The organism is Segatella copri (assembly GCF_949820605.1).
Classification (GTDB): Bacteria; Bacteroidota; Bacteroidia; order Bacteroidales; family Bacteroidaceae; genus Prevotella.
In genome coordinates, this window is sequence record NZ_CATKVU010000006.1 from 197146 (window position 1) to 218803 (window position 21658).

Consider the following 21658-nt stretch of genomic DNA (forward strand, 5'->3'; position numbering starts at 1 on the left):
AGGTGTAGGTTTTATATCGGCAAAATGGAGGAAAACAGGGAAAATGGACGGGCTAGAAGCCCAATATGGGGGCTATTTTATAAAAAACATAAGAAAATTAGCCTTTTTTTGAAAAAAAATGCTCAAAAACTTGCAAGTTTCGGAAAATATACTTATATTTGCAACATGAAAAATCTTCTGGCTGGAGATATGATAAAAACAATAAGAACTGAGTGGCGATAAAAAGCCACGATATAAGAACGATAAAAAATAACTTTTCTAAGAGGACCTTTGAAAGAGAATGAAGAACTTTTCTAAGAGTGCAGACTCTTTTCATCAAACGGAACTCTTAATTCGATATAGAGAATTAATTAATAACTTCCTGCCGAAAGGCTAGGAAAATCGTATAACATTATAAATTATTACCGTATGAAAAGAAAGTATTTTAGCGCGCTGCTTATGGGTGCATTGACAATTGCCTCGGTAAGCACATTTACTTCTTGTAAAGACTACGACGATGACATCAGCGGTTTGCAGAGTCAGATTGACCAATTGAAGAAGACCATTGATGAAATCAATTCTCAGATTACAGCTGGTAGTGTTCTCACAGATGTAGTAAAGAACGACAATGGTATTACAGTCAAATTGAGCAATGGTAAAACTTATGACATTACAAATGGTAAGGATGGTAAGGCTGGCTCAGTTGTTAAAATCGTTGACGGAGTTTGGTACATTGATGATGTAAGCACAGGCTTGAATGCTAAGGGTGACAAGGGCGACAAGGGTGATCAGGGTGACCCTGGTACACCTGGTACACCGGGTACACCGGGTACTGCTGGTAAGGACGGTGCTTACTACTTGCCAAAGGAAGATGGCTATTTCTACAAGGTTGATGGCAATACAGAAACCAAGACCGGCATTATGTGGAAGACAGCTTCTAATGATGCTATCACAGCAGTTATGGGCGAGGAAGACTTGAAATTGAGTCACGTACTCAAGTCTGATGGTACTTATGGTGAGTACACTATCTCTTTGAGCAGTAATCTCCGTGGTATCGTATTCATGAAGGATGGCGACTCTCGTGCTTACGTTGATGGCGTTCCTGCTATCCGCATCTCTTCGTTCGAGTACAAGGCATTGAGTGCTGGTGCAACTAAGGACTCTAAGAATGAGAAATGGACAGAAGGTGCTGCAAAGGTTGTCAATCCTGAGACATACGCTTACTATCACGTGAATCCTGCCAATGCTTCTGAAGAGCAGTTGAAGAACTTGATATTTGCACTTGAGGCTAATGGCGACTTTATCAAATCTCGCGCTAAAGCTTCTGATGATTTCGCTGCAAAGCCTGAATTTGTTGAGTTCAAGGATGGTATTCTGAAGGTTAAGGTTAATGTAACTGGTACTCCAGCTACAGATAAAAACATAACAACCGTAGCTTTGCAGGCACAGAGAAAGAATGGTGAAACTGTGACATCCGATTATGCAACTATCTACAAGACGAATATGGATCCGTTGTATCTCGCTGATATCGAAAAGATAAACAGATCTACTCCAGAGGATTATCACTATCGTCGTGGTACAGTTGGTATCAGTGTTAAGGATACCGAGGCTGGTGCTAAGGTGAAGAACAGTCTTGTTTGGAGCGAAGATGCTCAGAAGAAGGAAGTTGTTGATACCGTAGTTGCTTACAATGGTCAGCTCGACTTGTCTACATTCGTAGGTGTTCATCAGAAGAGTAATACAGGTTGCTCTGTTGTTAAGGATCTTACTCCACTTGGTATGAGCATTAAGTACGAGGTTGTGAAGAACTATAAACTTGGTACAAACCAGACAGACCAGAAGGACTTCGTAACAGTTACTGAGGATGGTATCGTAACTCCTAAGGTATTTACTACCACAGGTGAAGCTGCTATCGATCGTACGCCTATCGTACGTGTAAGCTTGATGAATGGCAGCAATGTAGTTCGGGTTGCTTACGTAAAGATCAAGATTGTTAAGCCAAGTGAGATTAAACCAGCTAAGGATCTTCCATTGACTGTTGACGAATTCAAATTCGTTTGTGGTCAGGATGGAAAGTCTGAAACGACAGTTGAGCAGATCAACGTTCAGTTGTATAACAAACTTGGTATGAGTAAGAATGAGTTCCATAAAGCTTATCCATACTTTACCGATTGCACTCATGTTAAGGGCGATGTAGGTACTGTAGTTGAAAAGCCAGAGACCGATGCAGAAGGTGGAATGACCTATTTGTATACTTGGAAGATTAAGAATGAAGATTTGTGGAAGCATGCAGGTGAAGAGGTTTCTAACGAAATCGTATTCAAGAACGCTCGAACAAATGCAACAGACTCTGTAGTCGTAGTTTTGAAGTCTAAGATCAAGGGCGTCAAGAAGACATACAATGTTTGGAAGACTAAGGGCGAGGTTCCTGCTGGTGAAAATGCTCACTACTATGCTGAGTATTGGAACGCCACTAAGGAGTATGCTAAGCTGAATGTACAGACTCCTAATGAAAACGAGACTGATGCAAATAAGTGCTTGTTCGTAAGTGATTTGAATGCTCCATTCTATAATAAGAATGGTCAGTTGTATCTCGATGAGAGCATTACTAATCTCCAGTATTTCTTCTGTACTGGTAAAGATGGTGTTGCAGCTATCAAGGATATCAACGGTACAAAGGTTACATTCACTGTAAGTACAGATGGTCTTAAGTTGTATGCTTCTGCTAAGGTAGGTAACGTAACTTATACAAATGAGTTGATTGCTACAATTAATAATGCAGAAACAACAGGTGTTTATGATGTTAAGCGTCAGAACTCTATCGTATTGAATAAGGAGAGTAATCTCGCTAAGTACTTGTTGAACACAAATAAGTTGTACACCTTCATCGGTGCAAAGGCAAATGTTTGTGGCGAAACAACCAAGGAAGTTTCTATTACATTTGATGGAAAGGATCACTTCCAGGCTAACTTCATCCGTCCAATCAACATTACAACAAATGCAAATGACAACTTCATTGATGGTGTTGACTTCGGTGAGAAGGGTTCATTCATCACAATCGAGGATTTGATTTCTCCGTCTGATTGGCGTATTGATGCTAAGACCGGAAAGAACCGTCTATTCAAGGATCATATGACATATTGGGACTTCTATGGTCCATTCGATGTTGAAGCTCTTATCGATGAGGCTAAGTGTGATTTGAATGGTGAACTTCAGGATGTACCTGCAACTATCGTTCTTGCCCAGAGCAATGCTACATCAATGGGAGGTGCTAACTCTAAGTATGGCTTCATCACTTACCGTAACAATGGTGCAGGTGTTCAGAATGCATTCAACTTGTACATCCCTGTTAAGGTTAAGTATGGATGGGGTGAGATTGTAACAGATCCTATTAAGGTTAATGTTGCTACAACTATTCAGGCTAATGCCAGAAAGAAGTAAGTATATCTCAAGATAACATAAAATTAAGGGTGTCTTCCTCAGAGGGCACCCTTTTTTAAAACAAAAACAGAAAAAATGAAAAGATTTTTAGTTTTTATATGTCTGGCAGTTACATTCGTCTTCATGTCATGCGGTGGAGGCAGTAAGCAAGAGAACCATGGTTTTGCAGGCTCTTTTACTGACGAATTTGAGAACAAGTTCGTTCTGAACGAAGATTATACCGGTACGATTCAGTTTGCCGGTAATGAGAAGAAAGAGCAAATCACCTGGAGTGATGGAGATGATCACAAGCGTCCATTTGCCACTATAAAATGGAATGGTGATCCTGCCTATTATTATCTGAGAGACGGAGCACTTTATCGTCAGGAAACTGATATGAATGAAGGTAGAGCTGCCATCAAGATAACTTATGATGAGTAAGAAAGTTCTGTTCTTTCTTATGTGCTGTGCTATATTCACAGCCAGTTGCTCCGAAAAGAAAAAAGAACTGACTCCTGGAGAACGGATGGAGGCTGAATACAAATATGATAAACTGCCCGATTCGAAAAAGTCGAAAATAAAGTTTCTGAAATATGAACATGATTTCGGCAAGGTTGGCTCAAAAAAACTGCAGAAGGTTAGGTTCGATTTTCAAAATATAGGAAAATCTCCATTAATACTCCATGATGTACATGGTTATTGCGGCTGTATTGAAGCTAGTTTCAGTAAAACTCCCATCATGCCAGGCAAAAAAGGATCTATCATCATCACTTATGATGGGAAAGGATCAGTTATCGGGAGTTTTAATAAAGAAATTGTAGTTAATTCAAATGCTTCAAACAAATACATAAGTTTGTTTGTCAAAGGAGTGAATCAATAACAAAACAATTAAATTATGATGAAATCTATTAAGTGTTTATATGCAGCTTCTTTGCTCGCCATCGGCTCTACAGCCGCTATGGCGCAAGCATCCTACACAGACAAGGATGGAAACGAATATCAGTTTAAGCGCCACTGGTTCCTGGATGTTCAGGCTGGTGGGCAATATACTGTGGGTGAGGCAAGCTTCTCAGACCTGCTTTCTCCTAACTTCCAGGGTGCCATCGGCTACCAGTTCTCTCCTGTTTTCGGACTCCGTGGTCAGATAAACGGTATCTGGAGCAAGGGCGGATGGAACGGATACAAGGCTACCAAGGACGGTACTCCGTATACCGCCAGCTACAAATGGAAATATGTAGCTCCGGGTGTGGACTTTATGTTCAACCTCTCTAACCTCTTCTGTGGCTGGAACCCGAACCGCGTATTCAACGCTACTGCCTTCGTTGGTGGTGGTATCAACTGGGCAGGAGCTAACCAGGAGGTAAACGACCTGGCTGCCAACATCAAGAATCAGAGCAACTATCTGCTGGAATATCTCTGGCAGGGAAAGAAGGTTCGCCCATACGGCAGAGCAGGTATCGACCTGGAATTCAAGGTAAGCAAGGCTGTGAGCATCATGCTCGAAGGCAATGCCAACATGATTTCTGACAAGTACAACTCTAAGAAGGCAGATAACCCTGACTGGTACTTCAATGCACTGGCAGGTGTACGCATCAACCTGGGCAAGAGCTATACCAAGAAGGCTAAGCCGGTAGAGGAACCTGCTCCGGCACCAGCTCCTAAGCAGGAATATGTAGCTCCTAAGCCAGAGCCTAAGCCAGCTCTTGTAGAGAAGAAGGTAGAGGAGATGCGCCGTGACATCTTCTTCACCATCAATTCTTACAAGATTGCTCCTGCTGAGGATGCTAAGATCCGTGAGGTGGTTGACTTCCTGAACAAGAACACAGAGGCAAAGGTTGTAGTAACCGGTTATGCTGACAAGGGTACAGGCAATGACGTCATCAACGACCGCATCGCTGCCAAGCGAGCAGCAGCTGTGGTTTGGATGCTGACAAAGAAATATAATATACCTTCAGAGCGCATTACAGAAGAATCTAAGGGTGCACGTGTGCAGCCTTTTGCAGAAAACGCAGAGAACCGTGTAACGATCATGATCGCTAAGTAGTACGGTAAGTTTATAATGCGACAATCAATTATTTTAATTGGTGGCGGGGCATCCTCAAGGGTGCCCCGTTTTTCGTTCAGATATCCCTTCCTTCTCCTGCTCATTTGTTATTTTTTCACCATTTCTTGCAGTTTCTCAATATTTTGTTGTACCTTTGCAATGTATAAAAAAATAAGCGATTATGGGACGAGCTAAAAGAATACCTTACGGAGTGTCTGACTTCATCGACATCATAGAGAGAAATCAATATTATGTCGATAAGACCATGTATATACCAAAGTTAGAGGATGAGCCTGATGCCTTGTTCTTTATTCGCCCTCGTCGTTTTGGCAAGAGCTTGTTTATCAGTATGCTGAGGGCTTATTATGACATCAAACGTAAAGATAAGTTTGATAAGTTGTTTGGCAACCTTTGGATCGGTTCGCATCCTACAGAAAATCAGGGAAAGTATCAAGTCTTGTTTCTTGATTTCTCCAAGATAGGAGGTTCGATAGACCAATTGGAAGAAAACTTCAATGCCTATTGCAATGAATGTATTGATAGCTTTATCGAAACTTATCAGGAGTATTATCCCGAACGAGTAGTGGAAAGTGTGTTGAAGGCAAAAACTGCTGCCAGAAAGTTGAATGCCATTGGGATTGCTGCAGAGAAAAAGAATCTTCCACTTTATCTTATAGTAGATGAGTATGACAACTTTACCAATGTTGTGCTCAATGAGCAGGGGGAGGAAGTGTATACGGCTCTTACCCATGCCAGTGGTTTTTATCGGGAGATTTTCAAGGTGTTTAAGGGAATGTTCTCTAAAATCTTTATGACAGGCGTAAGTCCTGTTACACTGGATGATTTGACCAGTGGATTCAACATAGGATGGCATATCTCTACCAAGCCTGCCTTTAATCAAATGCTTGGTTTCTCTACCGAAGATGTAAGAGAACTCTTCACTTATTATAAGGAGAACGGGGAGATTCGTCCTGATAGTGATGTGGAGGCTATCATTAACGAAATGAAACCATGGTATGACAATTATTGTTTCTCGGAAAGTGCCTTGAAAACTCAGAGTAAAGTTTTCAACAGCGATATGGTATTCTATTACTTACGCAATTATCGTGAGGCTGGTGAATCTCCTAAGCTGATGGTGGATCCTAATACCAAGACAGACTATGGCAAGATGAAGAAATTGCTGCAGCTTGATAAACTGGATGGCGACCGTAAGGGTGTGCTGCGCATTATCATCGAGAATGGAGAAATAATAGGTAATATTGAGGAAAGTTTTCCTGCCAAATTGTTGGTAAGACCACAGATATTTATCAGTCTTCTGTTCTATTATGGAATGTTGACAATAAAGGGAACACGCGGAGACCAGCTGGTGCTTGGCATTCCAAATAATAATGTTCGCAAGCAATACTATACCTATCTGCTGGAGCAATATGACGAAGTCTGTGCGGTAGACGAAATGAGTCTTAAGTCTTTGTTTACCGATATGGCTTTTGATGGTCAATGGAAACCTGCGCTGGAGTTTATGGCACAGGCTTATGCCAAGGTCTCTTCCGTTAGAGATAGCATAGAGGGTGAACGTAATCTGCAAGGTTTCTTTATGGCATATTTGAATCTGAACAGTTACTATTATACGATGCCCGAATTGGAATTGAATCATGGATATTGTGACTTTTTCCTGTTGCCAGACTTGACTCATTACGATACCAAGCACAGCTATATTATCGAACTGAAGATGCTGTCAAAGAAAGATTTTGGAGCTATGGCTGATAACGGCAGACAAACCAAGGCGGAAGAGCAATGGGAGCAAGCTGTGGAACAAATAAACCGATATGCCGATGCTCCAAGGGTAGAAGCCTTGCGTCAAGGTACCAAACTCCATAAGATAATTATGCAGTTTGAGGGGTATCAGTTGAGGAAGATAGATGAAATTGATTAAAGAAGATAAGCATTTTGTCTCTTAAACTCTGGGTTTTGGTTAATTTTACATCTTTTTTTCCTCATTCTCATTATTTTGTTGTACCTTTGCAGCTAAAATAATAATAAATTGCAAGAAAATGGGAAAGATTATATTGACGGGCGACCGTCCTACAGGTAAACTTCACCTGGGTCATTACATCGGCTCTCTGCAGCGCCGAGTACAACTTCAGAACGCTGGCGACTTCGACAGAATGTTCGTTTTCATGGCAGATGTTCAGGCTTTGACTGATAATGCCGACAATCCTGAGAAAATTCGACAGAACATCACAGAGGTGGCTCTTGACTATCTCTCTGCGGGCCTCGACCCACAGAAGTGTACACTCTATATCCAGAGTATGATTCCAGAGTTGGCTGAGTTGACTACCTATCTGATGAACCTCATCTCTGTATCTCGTGTTCAGCGTAACCCAACCGTGAAGACAGAGATCAAAATGCGTAACTTCGAGGCAAACATTCCGCTTGGTTTCTTCTGCTATCCTGTGAGTCAGGCTGCCGACATCACCGCTTTCAAGGCTACAACCGTGCCTGCCGGTGAGGACCAGGAGCCTATGCTGGAGGTAACCCGCGAGTTGGTTCGCCGCTTCAACCAGACTTATGCGCCTGTATTGGTAGAGCCGGAGATTCTGCTTCCAGAGATTGCCTGCTGCCGTCGTCTTCCTGGAACTGACGGTAAGGAGAAGATGAGTAAGAGTCTCGGCAACTGCATCTACATGAGCGACGATGAGAAGACCGTTTGGAAGAAGGTGAAGAAGATGTCTAACGGTGAGCCACGTATGAGCATGGAAGAGCCGGGACATCTGGAGGGCAATGCCGTGTTCACCTATCTCGAGGCATTCTCTACTCCTGAGGACTTCGCTGAATTCTGGCCTGAGTTCAAGACTTTGGATGAGTTGAAGGAGCAGTATGTGAAGGGTGGTATCGGTGACGGCACCTGCAAGAAGTTCCTGAACAGCGTTATCAACAAGATGCTCGACCCAATCCGTGCCCGCCGTCATGAGTTTGAGCAGGATATTCCTGAGGTATTCAATATCCTGAAGAAGGGTAGCGAGGATGCCCGCGAGTTTGCAGCCCAGACCATGGATGAGGTTCGCAAGGCTATGCGTATCGACTACTTCAGCGATGCTGCCTATATTGAGGAGCAGGCTGCGAAATTTAAGGTTTGATGATGATGTAAAAGATAGAAATATAAAGTGAAAAGGCAAAAGTTATCGTCAGCTGGTAACTTTTGTCTTTTTTATATTATTATGATATGTTTTTAACGCAAAAAACAAAATAATTTCTTTTCTTATCCTTTGTTCTCGTTTTTTTTTCTTATTTTTGCAAACAGAATAAATAAAAGAAGCAGAGTATAATGAAAATAAGAAAAATGCTCCAATACAGACTTGCTGATTTAGATAGTATGCTGGTATTGCTCTTCGCCTTTTTGCAACCCATCTCGGCTCAAAAAGCTGATGACAATGTGCATATATTGCAATGCAATGATAGATACGTCTTCAAAACTGATGACGCAGGTAAGACTATTGTTGTTAACACTACGGATTATGAGTATGGTGTAACCCAATATTCCGCTCTAGTTCAACCATGTGCTTATTGCGGAGAGTTTATTCGTTTGGACAAGGCACAGTGTAAGGGGTATGCACAATACAAGTCAGCCATTCCTCGTAATGTCTTTTACGATGATACCAAGATTTGCTACTTTAGCTATCAGATTCCAAAGGTTGGCAAGACTCTGAAGGCTTCTTTTACTCGAACCTATCTCAATCCTATTTATTTCACAACTATTCCTTTGTGTGAAGCTAATTATGTAGAGCATAAGAAGATAGAGGTAATCAAGCCAAAATCCTTCCAGCAGTTTCGGATAAAAGAATATAATCTTCCTGCTGGTATAGAGAAAAGTACTACATGTAATGCTGAGGGAGATTCCGTTTTTACTTATGTGATTCATTCCTTACCTGCACAGCTGATAGAACCTAATTCTCCATCTTGGGGATATAGTGCTCCTCATCTCTTGGTGTTGGGAGCATTCCAAAGTCTGCAAGATATGTTTGTCTGGTCTCATCAGTTGGCTAATGTGGATTGCTCTATTCCTAATCAAGAAGAAATACTAAGAGAGATACAGAAAGGGGCAAAAAACGATTATGACAAGATAGCCAATACTTATGCCTGGGTACAGCAGAATATCAGATATTTGGCTTTTGAGGCAGGCATTTCTGCCCATCAACCGGCAACACCTGCTGAAACTATTCGTAAGCGTTATGGTGATTGCAAGGCTATGGCTCTTTTGCTCAAAACCTTGCTCAAGGTGCAAGGCTTTGATGCTCGTCAAACAGATATAGGGACATGGGATGTACCTTATTCTTTGCAGGAAAATCCTTCTATTGCATCTATTGATCATGCGATATGTACGGTTTTCTATCAGGGAAAGCCATATTATCTGGATGCTACGAATCCATATGTTCCTCTAGGCTATGTGCCAGACAATATACAAGGAAGGATGGCTTTGGTAGAAGACGCAGATAGCTTTCGTATGAATAAGTTACCTGAGCTGGCTGCTGATTCTTGCTTTTCTTCTATAACATATCAGACAACCTTAGAATCTGGGGATGATGGAAACTACGATATAAAGGGAAAATTGTACTCTAAATGGAAGGGCGATATGAAGTCTTGGATACTAGTGGGGAATGACGCTACGGCACAAGATGAAAAAGAGAAGGCCTTGGTGGCAGCGATGGGGGTTGATGAACGATTGGATAAGATTGGGGATATAGTGATGACGGGAAATCGTCCTCGGGATGAGTCTTTGAATATCACTGCTTTTTTTATGAAAAAGGGAGCTGGGCAACTGGTTGACGGTAGTGTTTATTTAGATGCCAATCTCGATGAGAGCCTTTTTCTGACTCCAGTGGATACAACCAAACGGGTTTCCGATTACATGATAGACTTGCGGTCTAAGGAAGTACGTGATGTAAAGATTTTGATTCCAGAGAAAATGGAGGTCAGTAGTCTCCCCGCACCTTATCAGATTCATACTGCATGGGTTGATTTTTGTCGCACTTATTCTCAAACAGGCAATCAGATTGTTATGCATAAGGAGTGTGTAATACACCACAGACGTGTTCCGCGAAGTGAAATCCCTGCTTGGAATAAGATTATAAGTGATTGGGGAGCAGCTTGTAATGAGCAAGTAGTATTAAAGGAAAAATGAGTTAAATGTATTATTCATAGTCAAAAAGTTGAATTATGGGAAAGATTAAAGTAATCAGAGTTGTCTTCAGTATTCTGTTGGTACAGCTCTTGACGTTGTCAGTGAATGCTGACGAGAAAGCTGATTATTTGAAGTTGGCGCAAAAGGTGCGGCAAGAAGTTTGGAGCAGTACGCCTGCTGACTTTCAAAAACGAACGGTTCCCGACAGATACAAGAATGCTTCGGCCGTCATACTATCTTATTATCGGGAGTTGAGCACGGATTATTATCGTAAGGCAACGGCTGATCTGGTGCTCAATCTTCGCCTTACTCGTCAGATAGACTGTACGGATATGGAGCGTATGTTAATTCAAATCAATGACAAAAAGGCGTTGAAGGATTATTCTGAGTTTACTTTCAAGACGAAAAGTAGAAAGTGGACCTGGGGATATCATCATAAAACGCAAACGGTGCTTGGCATTCGTGTTATAAAGAAGAATGGTAATGTACAGGAAGTAAGTTTAGATGACTATGTAGATGTCAAGGAAGGCAAAAATGACAAGGACTTGAGTCAGAAGATAGCTGTGCCTGGTTTGGAAGTGGGAGATTGTATTGATGTCTTTTCTCTAGACCAAATAGATACACAGGAACAACAGCTGGATCCTTTCTATTTTGTTCTTCGTCAAGACGAACCTGTCCTTTATACCAAGGTTCACTGTGTGCTAGACCAAAGTCTTGCCACCGTCTATCGGACGATGAATGGTGCCCCTGATTTTACTCAGACCACAGACAAGGACAAAAATGCAGTGCTTGATATGGTTATGGATAAGCCGATAGATGCAGAATCATCCATTTGGTATAATTCTTTGGAGCAGTCACCTTTTATAGAGATGTATATTACCCCGACCAAGACTAAAGTGGCAGTAGTAGAGAAAGCTATGCGCCAAAAAGGTGTTCGAGGCAATCCTGATGTAACACCAATCCTGCAAGACGATTGGAAATTGCTGAAATCTTATGTGTCTAAGGGGGGATATTCTCCTGCTGGTCTTCCTAGTACGTACAAGAGCGTCTTCAAGTCTGCCAAAAAAGAGGGGATGTCTGCCGAGGAGAAAGCTGACCGTATTTATTCTTTTGAGTATGTTAGTAGGGGAGCTTCTCAGAGGGTTTTTAATACAGTGGCAAATTATTTGCGTAAATTGGGCATGGAAATAGAAATGGGCATTACCACTCCGTTTGGTGCATTGCCTGTTGATAAACTGATTAATTATAATTCTACATCTTGGTTCTTCCGCCTTAAGGGAACTGATGTGTACTACTTCCCTGGGACTTATCCTAAGGTTGCTTCCGAGATACCTTATATATATCAAGGAAGAAAGGCGTATATGCAAGATTCCGAGGAACAAATAACGATACCTGTGAGTCAAGCTGAAGACAATAAGGCGGTGAATGATATGGTGGTTAAACTTGATGGTACTAAACTTGATATCAGTAGGAAGGTAACTTATTCGGGTGAACAGAAAATGTACGGTCAGTCTTTGGTGAGTCCTGATAACACGCTTTTTGGTTCAAGCCAACTTGAAGCTTATTGGCGATATTTGAAATACGACGACAAAGATCCGTACTCTTGTTATACTAAGAAGGAATCTGCTGAATTAAAAGGAGCTTTCAATGAATATCGGAAAAATGCCATAGATCCGTTTAAGGCAGAAATCAGTAGTTATCACGATGGTGATCCTGTGCAAGTCGGTGGCTATGGAGTAGATTGCGTGGGAATCCGTCGAGATAGTTCTAACTTTGTTTATCATGTAGATTATGTGATGGATGGAATGGTGAAACGCGCTGGAAATAACTATTTGTTGTCGGTAGGTAAGTTAATAGGAAGTTCGTTGAAACTAGAAGGCAAGGATCGAGAGCGTATCGATGATGTTTGGCGCAAGATGGCGTTTGTTGATGAATGGAATATAGAGATTCCGTTGCCGCAAGGATATAAGGTCTCTGCTGAAGCATTAAAGAAGATTGAGACTTCGGTGGCTAATGAGTGTGGAGAATTCACGGTTAAGGCTACCGCTGGAAATGAAAGTGTAAAAGTGTATGTGCGCAAATGTTTTGCTCATAGAGTGGAACCTGTCTCAAACTGGAGCAAACTGTTGGCTTTGGTTGACGCTTGTAGCGCTTTCGCTGATAAGCAGATGGTAATAGCGAAATGAATGTAAGTTTATTGAGTATATTTTTAAATTCTAAAAGAGGTGATTACAGCTTGAAGGTCATATGCCGGTAAAACTAAATGAGGTTTAAGAATTGAAAAAGGTGAATAAACGAATATTACAATTAGCGGTGCCGTCGATAATATCCAATATCACGGTGCCGCTTTTGGGTTTGGTTGATGTCGCTATCGTCGGGCATATCGGCGATGCGGCTTACATCGGAGCCATTGCCGTGGGGTCGATGCTCTTCAATGTCATCTACTGGCTTTTCGGATTCCTGAGAATGGGAACCAGCGGAATGACTTCGCAGGCTTTGGGAAGGAGAGATTTGGCTGAGGTGCTGAGGCTCCTGGTGCGCTCTCTGAGTATCGGTGTGGGGATAGGAGTGCTGTTCTTCGTTCTCCAGAAATGGCTGATAGGCTGCGGACTCTGGGCGATGTCGCCGGAAGCGGATGTCGTGGAACTGGCACGGAGATACTGTTATGTCTGTATCTGGGGAGCCCCGGCAGTGCTCGGACTCTACGGATTTACGGGCTGGTTTATCGGTATGCAGAACACGCGCATTCCGATGATGGTATCGCTGACGCAGAATGTGGTGAACATCATAGCCTCTCTGCTGCTGGTCTTTGTCGGCGGTATGACGGTAGAAGGCGTGGCGCTCGGAACGGTCATTGCCCAATGGTGGGGATTCCTGATGGCATGTTTGTTCTATCGTATCTGTTATCGCCGGTTAAGCAAGTATGACTATCGCCGGCATCTCTTTGCTGCCGAACCGCTGAAGCAGTTTTTCTCGCTCAATAAGGATATCTTTCTCCGCACCCTCTGTCTGGTGGCGGTCAACCTCTTCTTTACGGCGGCAGGTTCCAGGGAGAGTACCATCGTGCTGGCTGTGAATACGCTGCTGATGACGCTCTTTACCATCTTCTCTTATTTTATGGATGGTTTTGCCTATGCGGCAGAGGCGTTGAGCGGCAAGTATTACGGAGCCCGAAACATGGGGGCATTCCGCGAGGTGGTTAGGAGAACGATGGGCTTTGGAGCTGTCGTGGCAGTAGGTTTCACCTTATTATATATAGTGGGTGGCGAGAATTTCCTCTCTTTGCTCACGAGCGATAAGCAGGTGATAGCTGCATCGGGCGAATATTTCTGGTGGGCTGTGCTGATTCCGCTGTCTGGCATGTCGGCATTCGTCTTCGATGGCATCTTTGTAGGCATCACCCAGTCTAAGTCGATGCTCAGTTCTACCGCCGTAGCCTCGGCTTCGTTCTTCGGTCTGTTCTTCGGCTTGCATCCTTTTCTGGGCAATCATGCCCTGTGGTTGGCCTTCATTCTCTACCTCTTGTTAAGGGGACTCGTACTGTTCGTCATTTACCGTAAAAAACTGCGGTAAATGACGAATTATGTTTTTATGGAATATATTAGTAGAAATAATGTACATCTTTCATAAAAATTGCACACTGAATTGTAGTGTGCGCATTTTTGTGAAAAACTACATTAATATAGTTTAAATCTTAGGCTTATATTCTTTTTCTTAGCCGAAAATTAGTAATTTCGCAGAGCAAAACTTAAAAAGAAAAGAGTAAATGACAGCAGAAGAATATTTTCAGCAAGGTAATGCCTGGCGAAAGCAGGGTGACTTTAAGCGTGCCCTCGACTGCTATATGGAGGCCATTGCCCTCGATCCGGAGAGCCCTGCCGTAGCAGCCAAGGAGATGCTGGATGATATCATGAGCTTCTATTGCAAAGACTACTACAATCCATAACAACCGACAGGTGGACAGCAGGAGCTTTGTTTACTCCAAGAGTAAAGATAATTAGTAAGAAATTAGAATATGAGTAAGATTAAAGGGGCTATTGTAGTCGACACCGGGCGTTGCAAGGGATGCTCGCTCTGTGTGGAGGCTTGTCCTCAGCATGTCATCGCATTGGCAGAGAAAAAAGTCAATGTGCATGGTTACCGTTATGTAGAGGCAGCTGTACCTGATGCGTGTGTTGGTTGCACTTCGTGCGCCATCGTGTGTCCGGACGGCTGTATCACTGTTTATCGTAAGAAGGAGGACTAAATAATGGCAAATCAGGAAGTTACATTAATGAAAGGCAATGAGGCGATAGCCCATGCCTGTATCAGATGTGGTGCGGATGGCTTCTTCGGCTATCCTATCACACCTCAAAGTGAGATTATAGAGACGCTGGCTCTGCTCAAGCCATGGGAAACATCAGGTATGGTGGTTCTGCAGGCTGAGAGTGAGGTGGCGGCTATCAACATGGTTTATGGTGGCGCCGGTGCCGGTAAGCGTGTCATTACCACTTCTTCAAGTCCGGGTGTGGCTTTGATGCAAGAGGGTATCTCTTACATGGCAGGTGCTGAGATTCCGGGCGTTATCGTCAATGTGCAACGTGGCGGTCCGGGTCTGGGTACCATCCAGCCATCCCAGAGTGATTATTTCCAGGCTACCCGCGGTGGTGGTAACGGCGACTATAATGTTATCGTGCTGGCTCCTGCTTCTGTTCAGGAGATGGCTGATTTCGTTGATCTCGCCTTTACGCTTGCCTTTAAGTATCGTAATCCTGCGATGATTCTGAGCGATGGTGTCATTGGTCAGATGATGGAGAAGGTGGTTCTGCCTCCTGTCAAGCCTCGACGTACCGAGAAGGAGATTGCAAAGGAATGTCCTTGGGCTACCATCGGCCGTCCGAAGAGTCGTCCAGTCAACATCATGACCTCTCTGGAACTCAAGCCTGAGGTGATGGAGGAGCGCAATATTGCTCTTCAGGAGAAATACAGAAAAATCCGTGAAACCGAGGTTCGTTATGAAACCGAGCAGATGGATGATGCCGACTATGTTATCGTAGCCTTCGGTAGTGCGGCACGTATTGCCGAGAAGAGCATCGAGAATGCGCGTGAGCAGGGCATCAAGGTAGGATTGTTCCGTCCTATCACCCTCTGGCCTTTCCCTGAAAAGGAGATTCATGAACTCGCCAAGACCAAGAAGGGCATTCTGGTTGTAGAAATCAATGCCGGTCAGATGGTTCAGGATGTGCGACTGGCTGTGAATGGTCAGACTCCTGTGGAGCACTTTGGTCGTCTGGGCGGTATTGTACCGGAGCCGGAGGAAATCGTTGAAGCATTAAAGAAGTTAATAAAATGAATGATATAATTTCACCAGAGAATCTGGTATATAAGAAGCCTACACTGATGAACGATACCCCGATGCATTATTGCCCGGGGTGTTCGCATGGCGTAGTTCATAAGCTCGTTGCCGAGGTTGTAGAGGAGATGGGCATGGAGGATAAGACGGTAGGCGTATGTCCGGTGGGCTGCGCTGTCTTTGCTTATCGCTATTTGGATATTGACTGGCAGGAGGCTGCTCATGGTCGTGCACCTGCTGTAGCTACGGGTATCAAGCGCTTGTGGCCTGATCGTCTTGTCTTCACTTATCAGGGCGATGGCGACCTGGCTTGCATTGGTACCTGCGAAACTATCCACGCCCTGAACCGTGGTGAGCATATCGCCATCATCTTCATCAATAATGCCATCTATGGTATGACCGGCGGACAGATGGCGCCAACCACCCTGTTGGGTCAGAAGACTGCTACCTGTCCTTATGGTAGAGAGGCTGATCTTCATGGTTATCCACTCAATATTACCGAGTTGGCAAGTCATCTGCAGGGTACTTGTTATGTAACCCGCCAGAGTGTGGAGACCGTGTCAAGCATCAAGAAGGCAAAGAAGGCTATCCGCAAGGCGTTCGAGGCAAGCATGCAGGGCAAGGGCTCCAGCCTGGTAGAGATTGTTTCTACCTGCAACAGCGGTTGGAAACTCTCACCTGTTGAGGCTAACAAGTGGATGGAAGATAACATGTTTAAGCAGTATCCTAAGGGTGACCTGAAGGATACAACGGGAATGTAAGTGAAGAACTAAGAGTGAATAACGAAGGAAGAACGATTTGCTCTTCTAATATAATAATAGAACAATGAAGACAGAAATCATTATATCCGGTTTTGGCGGTCAGGGCGTTCTCTCTATGGGAAAGATTCTGGCTTATTCAGGACTGATGGAGGATAAGGAGGTAACCTGGATGCCTGCTTACGGACCAGAGCAGCGTGGCGGTACAGCCAATGTAACGGTCATTGTGAGCGACAGTCGCATCTCTTCGCCTATCCTGAGCCATTATGATGTAGCCATCGTGCTCAACCAGCCATCGCTCGACAAGTTTGAGCCGAAGATTAAACCAGGCGGCATCCTGATTTATGATGGCTATGGTGTGATGAATCCTCCACAGCGCAAGGACATCACCATTTATCGCATTGATGCGATGGACAAGGCTGCCGAGATGAAAAACTCCAAGGTGTTCAATATGATTGTTTTGGGCGGTCTGCTGAAGGTTTGTCCTGTTGTGAGCACCGATGGTTTGACCAAGGCGCTTTACAAGTCATTGCCAGAGCGCCATCATGGTTTGATTCCGCTGAACATGCAGGCAGTGGAAGAGGGAATGAAGATTATCGAAAAGGTAGATTAAATTCAATCATCATTATAGATAAGGGAGCGGGCTGCGTTGCGATGCAGTTCGCTCCCTTGTTTTATTAGGCTGGGTTGAAAAGGAAAAAATGATGCATCTTGCAGATTATATATTTAATTTGCATCATGTAGTTTGCTACATTCAAAAACTGTTGTTGAATGTTTTTCATATCTTATACTAAAGAAAGTTGTTCTTTTCCTTGGCATTTCCAATTCTTTTCTTTAATTTTGTGGCGTTAATTTAAAAGAAAGGAATAAGATGGAAACGATTAATATTCAGTTTCAAGTACCTTCTACAGGTCAATATACGCTTGACGAATTTGTCGCCAAGCTCAAAGACTATGCAGAAAAATTAGCTAGTTCTATCTCCAAATCAGGAAACTGTTACCAGGAAACTTATATGAGTCAGGCAGAGCAGGAAGCCTACGTGGCAGAAAGCCTCAACCGTGCTCTTGATGAACTGGAAGCCCATAAGAAGAATGGGACTAAGCCGATGGATGCTCGTGATTTGTTGAGAAGACTTCGGGAAGAGGAGGCGTAGTATGAAGGTTAAAATTTATACGGAAAAAGAATTCGACCTGTATGGTTGAAATTGCCCTTTCAGGCTGTTTCAATCTATGTACAGATGACCAGCCAAGAATTAAAATCGATGCCGGATAGTGCAAAATAGAAATAATTGCAAACGTTTAATTGTAAAATATGGTACAACATAAGATTATCAAAAGATTGGAGACGATTGTTGTCTTTCTGATGCTGCTTGTTGCCACTACAGCGCAAGCCAAGCGAGTTGTTGAGCGTCCTTACTTCTTAGGCTCAAACAATCACAAATTAGAGATTGAGCGTGTTACGCTCGATAAGAAAGCTACATTTCTTGACGTGAAAATATATCAGGCCAGTGGAGAGGTGGGCATAGATTCACATGCTTCTATTATGGCAAATGGAGTAAAATATGACTATATTGGCAGCAAGCAATTGCCTAAAGGGGTATTCGTGAAAGTGCCCATATGTGGATATGTTGCAGCCACATTGCGCTTTAAACCAATGCCAGAGACTACAACAGAGTTTGACTTTCGTGAAATAGCCGACAATTCCGGCTGGAATATTTATGGAGTGCGTCTCGATGGCAAGCGTCCACAGGCCGACATTCCGCAACACTTGCTGCAACAAGCACCTGATAAGAACAGCAAGTTACCAGCAACCGACCTTAATCTTGGCAAGACTGTTGTAGCCGTGCGCCTGCTTGAATATAAACCAGAATACAAGACCACGCTCGATATTATAGTTGATAATTGGTTCTCGCCACAACACATGCCATTCGCTCATGACTCTATCGGCGTAGATGGCACTTGTCGAGTCAGCGCCAATGCGATATTGCCAACTGTAGCAACTATACGTGTAAACAGAATGGAGATACCATTTCTTGCCGTACCTAATGACACGACAACCGTGACCATCGACCTACCAACACTTACCCTTGCCGCTACACACCTTTTTGCAAATGATTCTGAAGTAAAGAAATTTGTATGGTTTGAAGGCAAACACGCTGCCGTAGATACCGAATTGCAGAGCGTAAAGACTATGCTTGATGTATATGGCGATACTTTCTTTGATGATATCTGCGGAATGACTCCATTGCAATATCGCGATTATGTGCAGCAGAATTATGAACGACTATCGGCTGCCATCAATTCCAATGCAGCTATTGGCTCCGCCACCCGAACATTGGCGCAGAATATCCTGTCTATGAATTATGCATCGGCTCTGTTTGGCTTTAAGAACAATATATCTATGGCTCCAATGATAACAGGTAAGAGAGGTGTGCCACGTGCCGACATGCGTATCGACACCCTGTCTTATTTCAAGCCTCTGGAGCAACTATCCGTGCTTCGTTCAAAGGATCAGCGTTACTATCATTATCTATCCGACTTCACGTCAGCTCTTCGCCGTCAATATATGTCTGCCGACCCTTTGTTGGACGATATCGCTATTGGTAAGCGTCTAAGCCGTTCGTTCAACCGCAAATGTCCTCTTACCGAACAGCAGATAGCGGTGGCTCATGACAGTATAGCCAACGATATGGTGCGCGAATTAATTCTTGCCAATAGCGATGATTTAAAGTCGCAACTGTCAGCTGCCAACAAAAAAATGGAAGAGATTAAAAAGACGGCCAATATCTCTTCTTTATACTTATCAATTATTGACATAGACCCTAAGATGTCTGCCCAGCAGATATTGCCCACGATAACAGATAAGTATAAAGGTAAAGCTGTGCTCATCGATTTCTGGAACACGTGGTGCGTGCCATGCAGGGCAGCAATGTCGGCCATTCGTCCTTTGAAAGAACAACTTCATGATGTGGTGTATGTCTATATAGCTGATGCCTCATCGCCTGTAGATAAATGGGGCGAGATGATAAAGACAATAAGTGGCGTGCATGTGCGCTTGACCAAAGAACAGGCTGCTGCTCTTGCCGAAATTCATAAGTTCTCGGGCATTCCTACCTATTTTGTTGTAAATAAGGAAGGAAAGATAACCTATCAGAAGACAAGCTTTCCTGGAGTGGAAACGTTAAGGGAGCAACTGGTGTCTGCCATGCGTTAACATTCGGTCCAGAACAGTTGAGATACCGTTTATGTATGGTTGAAATTGCCCTTTCAGGCTGTTTCAACCGTACAGATCGAAAGAATTCATTATCATTGATTTGTTGACAATCTATGATAAAGGAGAAATCTCTAATATCTCTGATGAGTTTATCAGCTTTTTGCTTGATAAACGTGAAAATGTCTAATACATAGAATAGGTCTCTTTTTTGTCCTTGCCCCTGATTTGCAACAAACTTTAACGCTGTTGCCGCTGATTTGCGACAAGAAAGTAGTATCTTTGCCCCTGATTTGAAACAAATGCGTATGTTTAGACGAAATATCATCAGTAAATTGGAGGCTTGGAAGCAAGACAAAAAGCATAAGCCTCTTATCCTGAGAGGAGCTCGACAGGTTGGCAAGACAACTGTGGTCAATGAGTTTGGCTCTCAGTTTGATAATTATCTATATTTCAATCTGGAAAGAAATGAGAATGCCAAGTTGTTTGAAATGGAGATTCCTTTAGACGACCTGGTGAATATGCTGTATGCCAGTGTCGGTAAGGTTAAGAAAGAAGGAACTACACTTCTTTTTATCGACGAGATACAGAATTCTCCTAAAACCATAGCACTACTCAGGTATTTCTATGAACAGAGACCAGATTTGTATGTTATTGCTGCTGGCAGTCTGTTGGAGAATCTGGTGGATGTTAAAGTCAGTTTCCCTGTGGGAAGAGTACAGTATCTGGCTTTGCGACCTTGTTCGTTTTCGGAGTTCCTGGGGGCTATCGGCAAGAATAATCTGCTTGCCGTACTCTCGCAGAAGGCTGAGTATACGGTTGCCTTCCATGAACAGTTGATGCATCTTTTCAATCAATATACCATTGTGGGAGGGATGCCTGAAGCAGTGCAGCAGTATGCTGAAACCCAAGATGTCATTGGTATCGAAGATGTTTATGAAACTCTGGTGCAAGCCTATAAGGATGATTCTGAGAAATACGTCAGAGGCAATAAGTTGACTGACGTGGTGAGATTCATCCTCTCCTATGGTTGGGCTTTTTCGGGTGAGACCATTACGTTAGGCAACTTTGCCAATTCTGGCTATAAGTCAAGAGAGGTGGGCGAGGCTTTTAGATTGCTGGAGAAGGCTATGCTCTTGGAGTTGATTTACCCTGTATCTTCTACCCAGTTGCCGATTATCCCTGAGACCAAGCGAATGCCAAAACTCATCTGGTTTGATACGGGATTGGTGAACTATCAGGCGGGAATCAGAAAGGAAATCATTGGCTCTACCGATATGGTGGACAGTTGGCGTGGGCATATTGCAGAACAAATTACGGCTCAGGAGTTATTGGCTTTGGAAGATAGGGTGGGACAGCATCGCTCGTTTTGGGCAAAGCCGAATAACGGTGCAGAGGTTGATTTCATTTTTTCTCATAACTCCAAGCTTTATCCGATAGAGGTAAAGAGCGGAACGAATGCCCATCTCCGTTCACTTCAGGTGTTTATGGATAGTTCTGATGTAAACATAGCCATCCGTATCTGGTCAAAGCCTTATTCTATAGATAAGGTCAAGACCATTCATGGCAAGGAGTTTACGTTGATCAATCTTCCGTTTTATCTGATAGGTAATTTGCGGAGCGTATTGGATGCTGTTGTCGAAGAATAAAGGGTAGATACAAAAACAAAAGAATTCAGCAAATAAGCATCTTGGCTATTTGCTGAATTCTCAATTCATATTCTATTTTTTCCTTTT

The 21658-nt window shown here is 43.3% G+C and carries 17 protein-coding genes; all 17 read left to right on the top strand.

Going from position 1 to position 21658, the window contains the following annotated elements; translation table 11 throughout:
* Positions 1 to 408 precede the first annotated feature (408 nt).
* The 17 genes from RCO84_RS01915 to RCO84_RS01995 all read left to right on the top strand — a co-directional run bounded on the left by RCO84_RS01915 (position 409) and on the right by RCO84_RS01995 (position 21571).
* A complete protein-coding gene (locus tag RCO84_RS01915; RefSeq protein ID WP_317583676.1) occupies positions 409 to 3420 on the top strand; it encodes a PL29 family lyase N-terminal domain-containing protein in 3012 nt (1003 codons plus the stop codon).
* Between the two features lie 75 nt (positions 3421 to 3495).
* Positions 3496 to 3840, top strand: a complete 345-nt coding sequence (locus tag RCO84_RS01920; RefSeq protein ID WP_144155327.1) for a hypothetical protein — start codon at positions 3496 to 3498, stop codon at positions 3838 to 3840.
* Positions 3830 to 4279 (top strand): DUF1573 domain-containing protein, encoded by a 450-nt coding sequence (locus RCO84_RS01925; RefSeq protein ID WP_233401521.1) that lies wholly within the window; start codon positions 3830 to 3832, stop codon positions 4277 to 4279. Before RCO84_RS01920 ends, RCO84_RS01925 begins: the two co-directional genes overlap by 11 nt.
* Before the next feature lie 15 nt (positions 4280 to 4294).
* Entirely contained in the window at positions 4295 to 5443 is a 1149-nt protein-coding gene (locus tag RCO84_RS01930; protein WP_264910304.1) for an OmpA family protein, read from the top strand.
* Positions 5444 to 5624: 181 nt separating this feature from the next.
* The gene (locus RCO84_RS01935; RefSeq protein ID WP_317583679.1) at positions 5625 to 7376 is read left to right on the top strand and encodes an ATP-binding protein; all 1752 of its coding nucleotides are present in this window, start codon (positions 5625 to 5627) and stop codon (positions 7374 to 7376) included.
* A gap of 118 nt (positions 7377 to 7494) precedes the next feature.
* On the top strand, positions 7495 to 8580 hold the full coding sequence (trpS, locus tag RCO84_RS01940) for a tryptophan--tRNA ligase (protein WP_117695026.1): 1086 nt from the start codon (positions 7495 to 7497) through the stop codon (positions 8578 to 8580).
* A gap of 188 nt (positions 8581 to 8768) precedes the next feature.
* Complete coding sequence (locus RCO84_RS01945) at positions 8769 to 10622, top strand: transglutaminase domain-containing protein (RefSeq protein WP_317583681.1); 1854 nt, start codon at positions 8769 to 8771, stop codon at positions 10620 to 10622.
* 35 nt (positions 10623 to 10657) lie between these two features.
* Positions 10658 to 12808, top strand: coding sequence for a hypothetical protein (locus tag RCO84_RS01950; protein ID WP_317583683.1), 2151 nt, complete (start codon positions 10658 to 10660; stop codon positions 12806 to 12808).
* Between the two features lie 91 nt (positions 12809 to 12899).
* A complete protein-coding gene (locus RCO84_RS01955; RefSeq protein WP_118139376.1) occupies positions 12900 to 14195 on the top strand; it encodes an MATE family efflux transporter in 1296 nt (431 codons plus the stop codon).
* 193 nt (positions 14196 to 14388) lie between these two features.
* Positions 14389 to 14568, top strand: coding sequence for a tetratricopeptide repeat protein (locus tag RCO84_RS01960; protein WP_117728619.1), 180 nt, complete (start codon positions 14389 to 14391; stop codon positions 14566 to 14568).
* Between the two features lie 69 nt (positions 14569 to 14637).
* The gene (locus RCO84_RS01965) at positions 14638 to 14868 is read left to right on the top strand and encodes a 4Fe-4S binding protein (RefSeq protein ID WP_006848322.1); all 231 of its coding nucleotides are present in this window, start codon (positions 14638 to 14640) and stop codon (positions 14866 to 14868) included.
* Positions 14869 to 14871: 3 nt separating this feature from the next.
* Entirely contained in the window at positions 14872 to 15954 is a 1083-nt protein-coding gene (locus RCO84_RS01970) for a 3-methyl-2-oxobutanoate dehydrogenase subunit VorB (RefSeq protein WP_317583685.1), read from the top strand.
* A complete protein-coding gene (locus RCO84_RS01975; RefSeq protein WP_287839707.1) occupies positions 15951 to 16715 on the top strand; it encodes a thiamine pyrophosphate-dependent enzyme in 765 nt (254 codons plus the stop codon). Before RCO84_RS01970 ends, RCO84_RS01975 begins: the two co-directional genes overlap by 4 nt.
* A gap of 64 nt (positions 16716 to 16779) precedes the next feature.
* Positions 16780 to 17325 (top strand): 2-oxoacid:acceptor oxidoreductase family protein, encoded by a 546-nt coding sequence (locus RCO84_RS01980; RefSeq protein WP_118139378.1) that lies wholly within the window; start codon positions 16780 to 16782, stop codon positions 17323 to 17325.
* Positions 17326 to 17583: 258 nt separating this feature from the next.
* Positions 17584 to 17865, top strand: a complete 282-nt coding sequence (locus RCO84_RS01985; protein WP_287827868.1) for a hypothetical protein — start codon at positions 17584 to 17586, stop codon at positions 17863 to 17865.
* A 158-nt stretch (positions 17866 to 18023) separates the two neighbouring features.
* Positions 18024 to 19925 carry a TlpA family protein disulfide reductase gene (locus RCO84_RS01990; RefSeq protein WP_317583689.1) on the top strand — a complete coding sequence of 634 codons (1902 nt, stop codon included), beginning with the start codon at positions 18024 to 18026 and terminating at the stop codon, positions 19923 to 19925.
* Between the two features lie 305 nt (positions 19926 to 20230).
* A complete protein-coding gene (locus tag RCO84_RS01995) occupies positions 20231 to 21571 on the top strand; it encodes an ATP-binding protein (protein WP_153086667.1) in 1341 nt (446 codons plus the stop codon).
* The last annotated feature ends 87 nt before the right edge of the window (positions 21572 to 21658 follow it).

Excerpts from the sequence above, each read along its gene's own strand:
- RCO84_RS01970 (WP_317583685.1), top strand. The coding sequence starts at position 14,872 with ATGGCAAATCAGGAAGTTACATTAATGAAAGGCAATGAGGCGATAGCC.
- RCO84_RS01920 (WP_144155327.1), top strand. The coding sequence starts at position 3,496 with ATGAAAAGATTTTTAGTTTTTATATGTCTGGCAGTTACATTCGTCTTC.
- RCO84_RS01980 (WP_118139378.1), top strand. The coding sequence starts at position 16,780 with ATGAAGACAGAAATCATTATATCCGGTTTTGGCGGTCAGGGCGTTCTC.
- RCO84_RS01990 (WP_317583689.1), top strand. The coding sequence starts at position 18,024 with ATGGTACAACATAAGATTATCAAAAGATTGGAGACGATTGTTGTCTTT.
- RCO84_RS01915 (WP_317583676.1), top strand. The coding sequence starts at position 409 with ATGAAAAGAAAGTATTTTAGCGCGCTGCTTATGGGTGCATTGACAATT.
- RCO84_RS01985 (WP_287827868.1), top strand. The coding sequence starts at position 17,584 with ATGGAAACGATTAATATTCAGTTTCAAGTACCTTCTACAGGTCAATAT.
- RCO84_RS01945 (WP_317583681.1), top strand. The coding sequence starts at position 8,769 with ATGAAAATAAGAAAAATGCTCCAATACAGACTTGCTGATTTAGATAGT.
- RCO84_RS01935 (WP_317583679.1), top strand. The coding sequence starts at position 5,625 with ATGGGACGAGCTAAAAGAATACCTTACGGAGTGTCTGACTTCATCGAC.
- RCO84_RS01930 (WP_264910304.1), top strand. The coding sequence starts at position 4,295 with ATGATGAAATCTATTAAGTGTTTATATGCAGCTTCTTTGCTCGCCATC.
- RCO84_RS01995 (WP_153086667.1), top strand. The coding sequence starts at position 20,231 with ATGTTTAGACGAAATATCATCAGTAAATTGGAGGCTTGGAAGCAAGAC.
- RCO84_RS01960 (WP_117728619.1), top strand. The coding sequence starts at position 14,389 with ATGACAGCAGAAGAATATTTTCAGCAAGGTAATGCCTGGCGAAAGCAG.
- RCO84_RS01965 (WP_006848322.1), top strand. The coding sequence starts at position 14,638 with ATGAGTAAGATTAAAGGGGCTATTGTAGTCGACACCGGGCGTTGCAAG.
- trpS (WP_117695026.1), top strand. The coding sequence starts at position 7,495 with ATGGGAAAGATTATATTGACGGGCGACCGTCCTACAGGTAAACTTCAC.
- RCO84_RS01975 (WP_287839707.1), top strand. The coding sequence starts at position 15,951 with ATGAATGATATAATTTCACCAGAGAATCTGGTATATAAGAAGCCTACA.
- RCO84_RS01950 (WP_317583683.1), top strand. The coding sequence starts at position 10,658 with ATGGGAAAGATTAAAGTAATCAGAGTTGTCTTCAGTATTCTGTTGGTA.
- RCO84_RS01925 (WP_233401521.1), top strand. The coding sequence starts at position 3,830 with ATGATGAGTAAGAAAGTTCTGTTCTTTCTTATGTGCTGTGCTATATTC.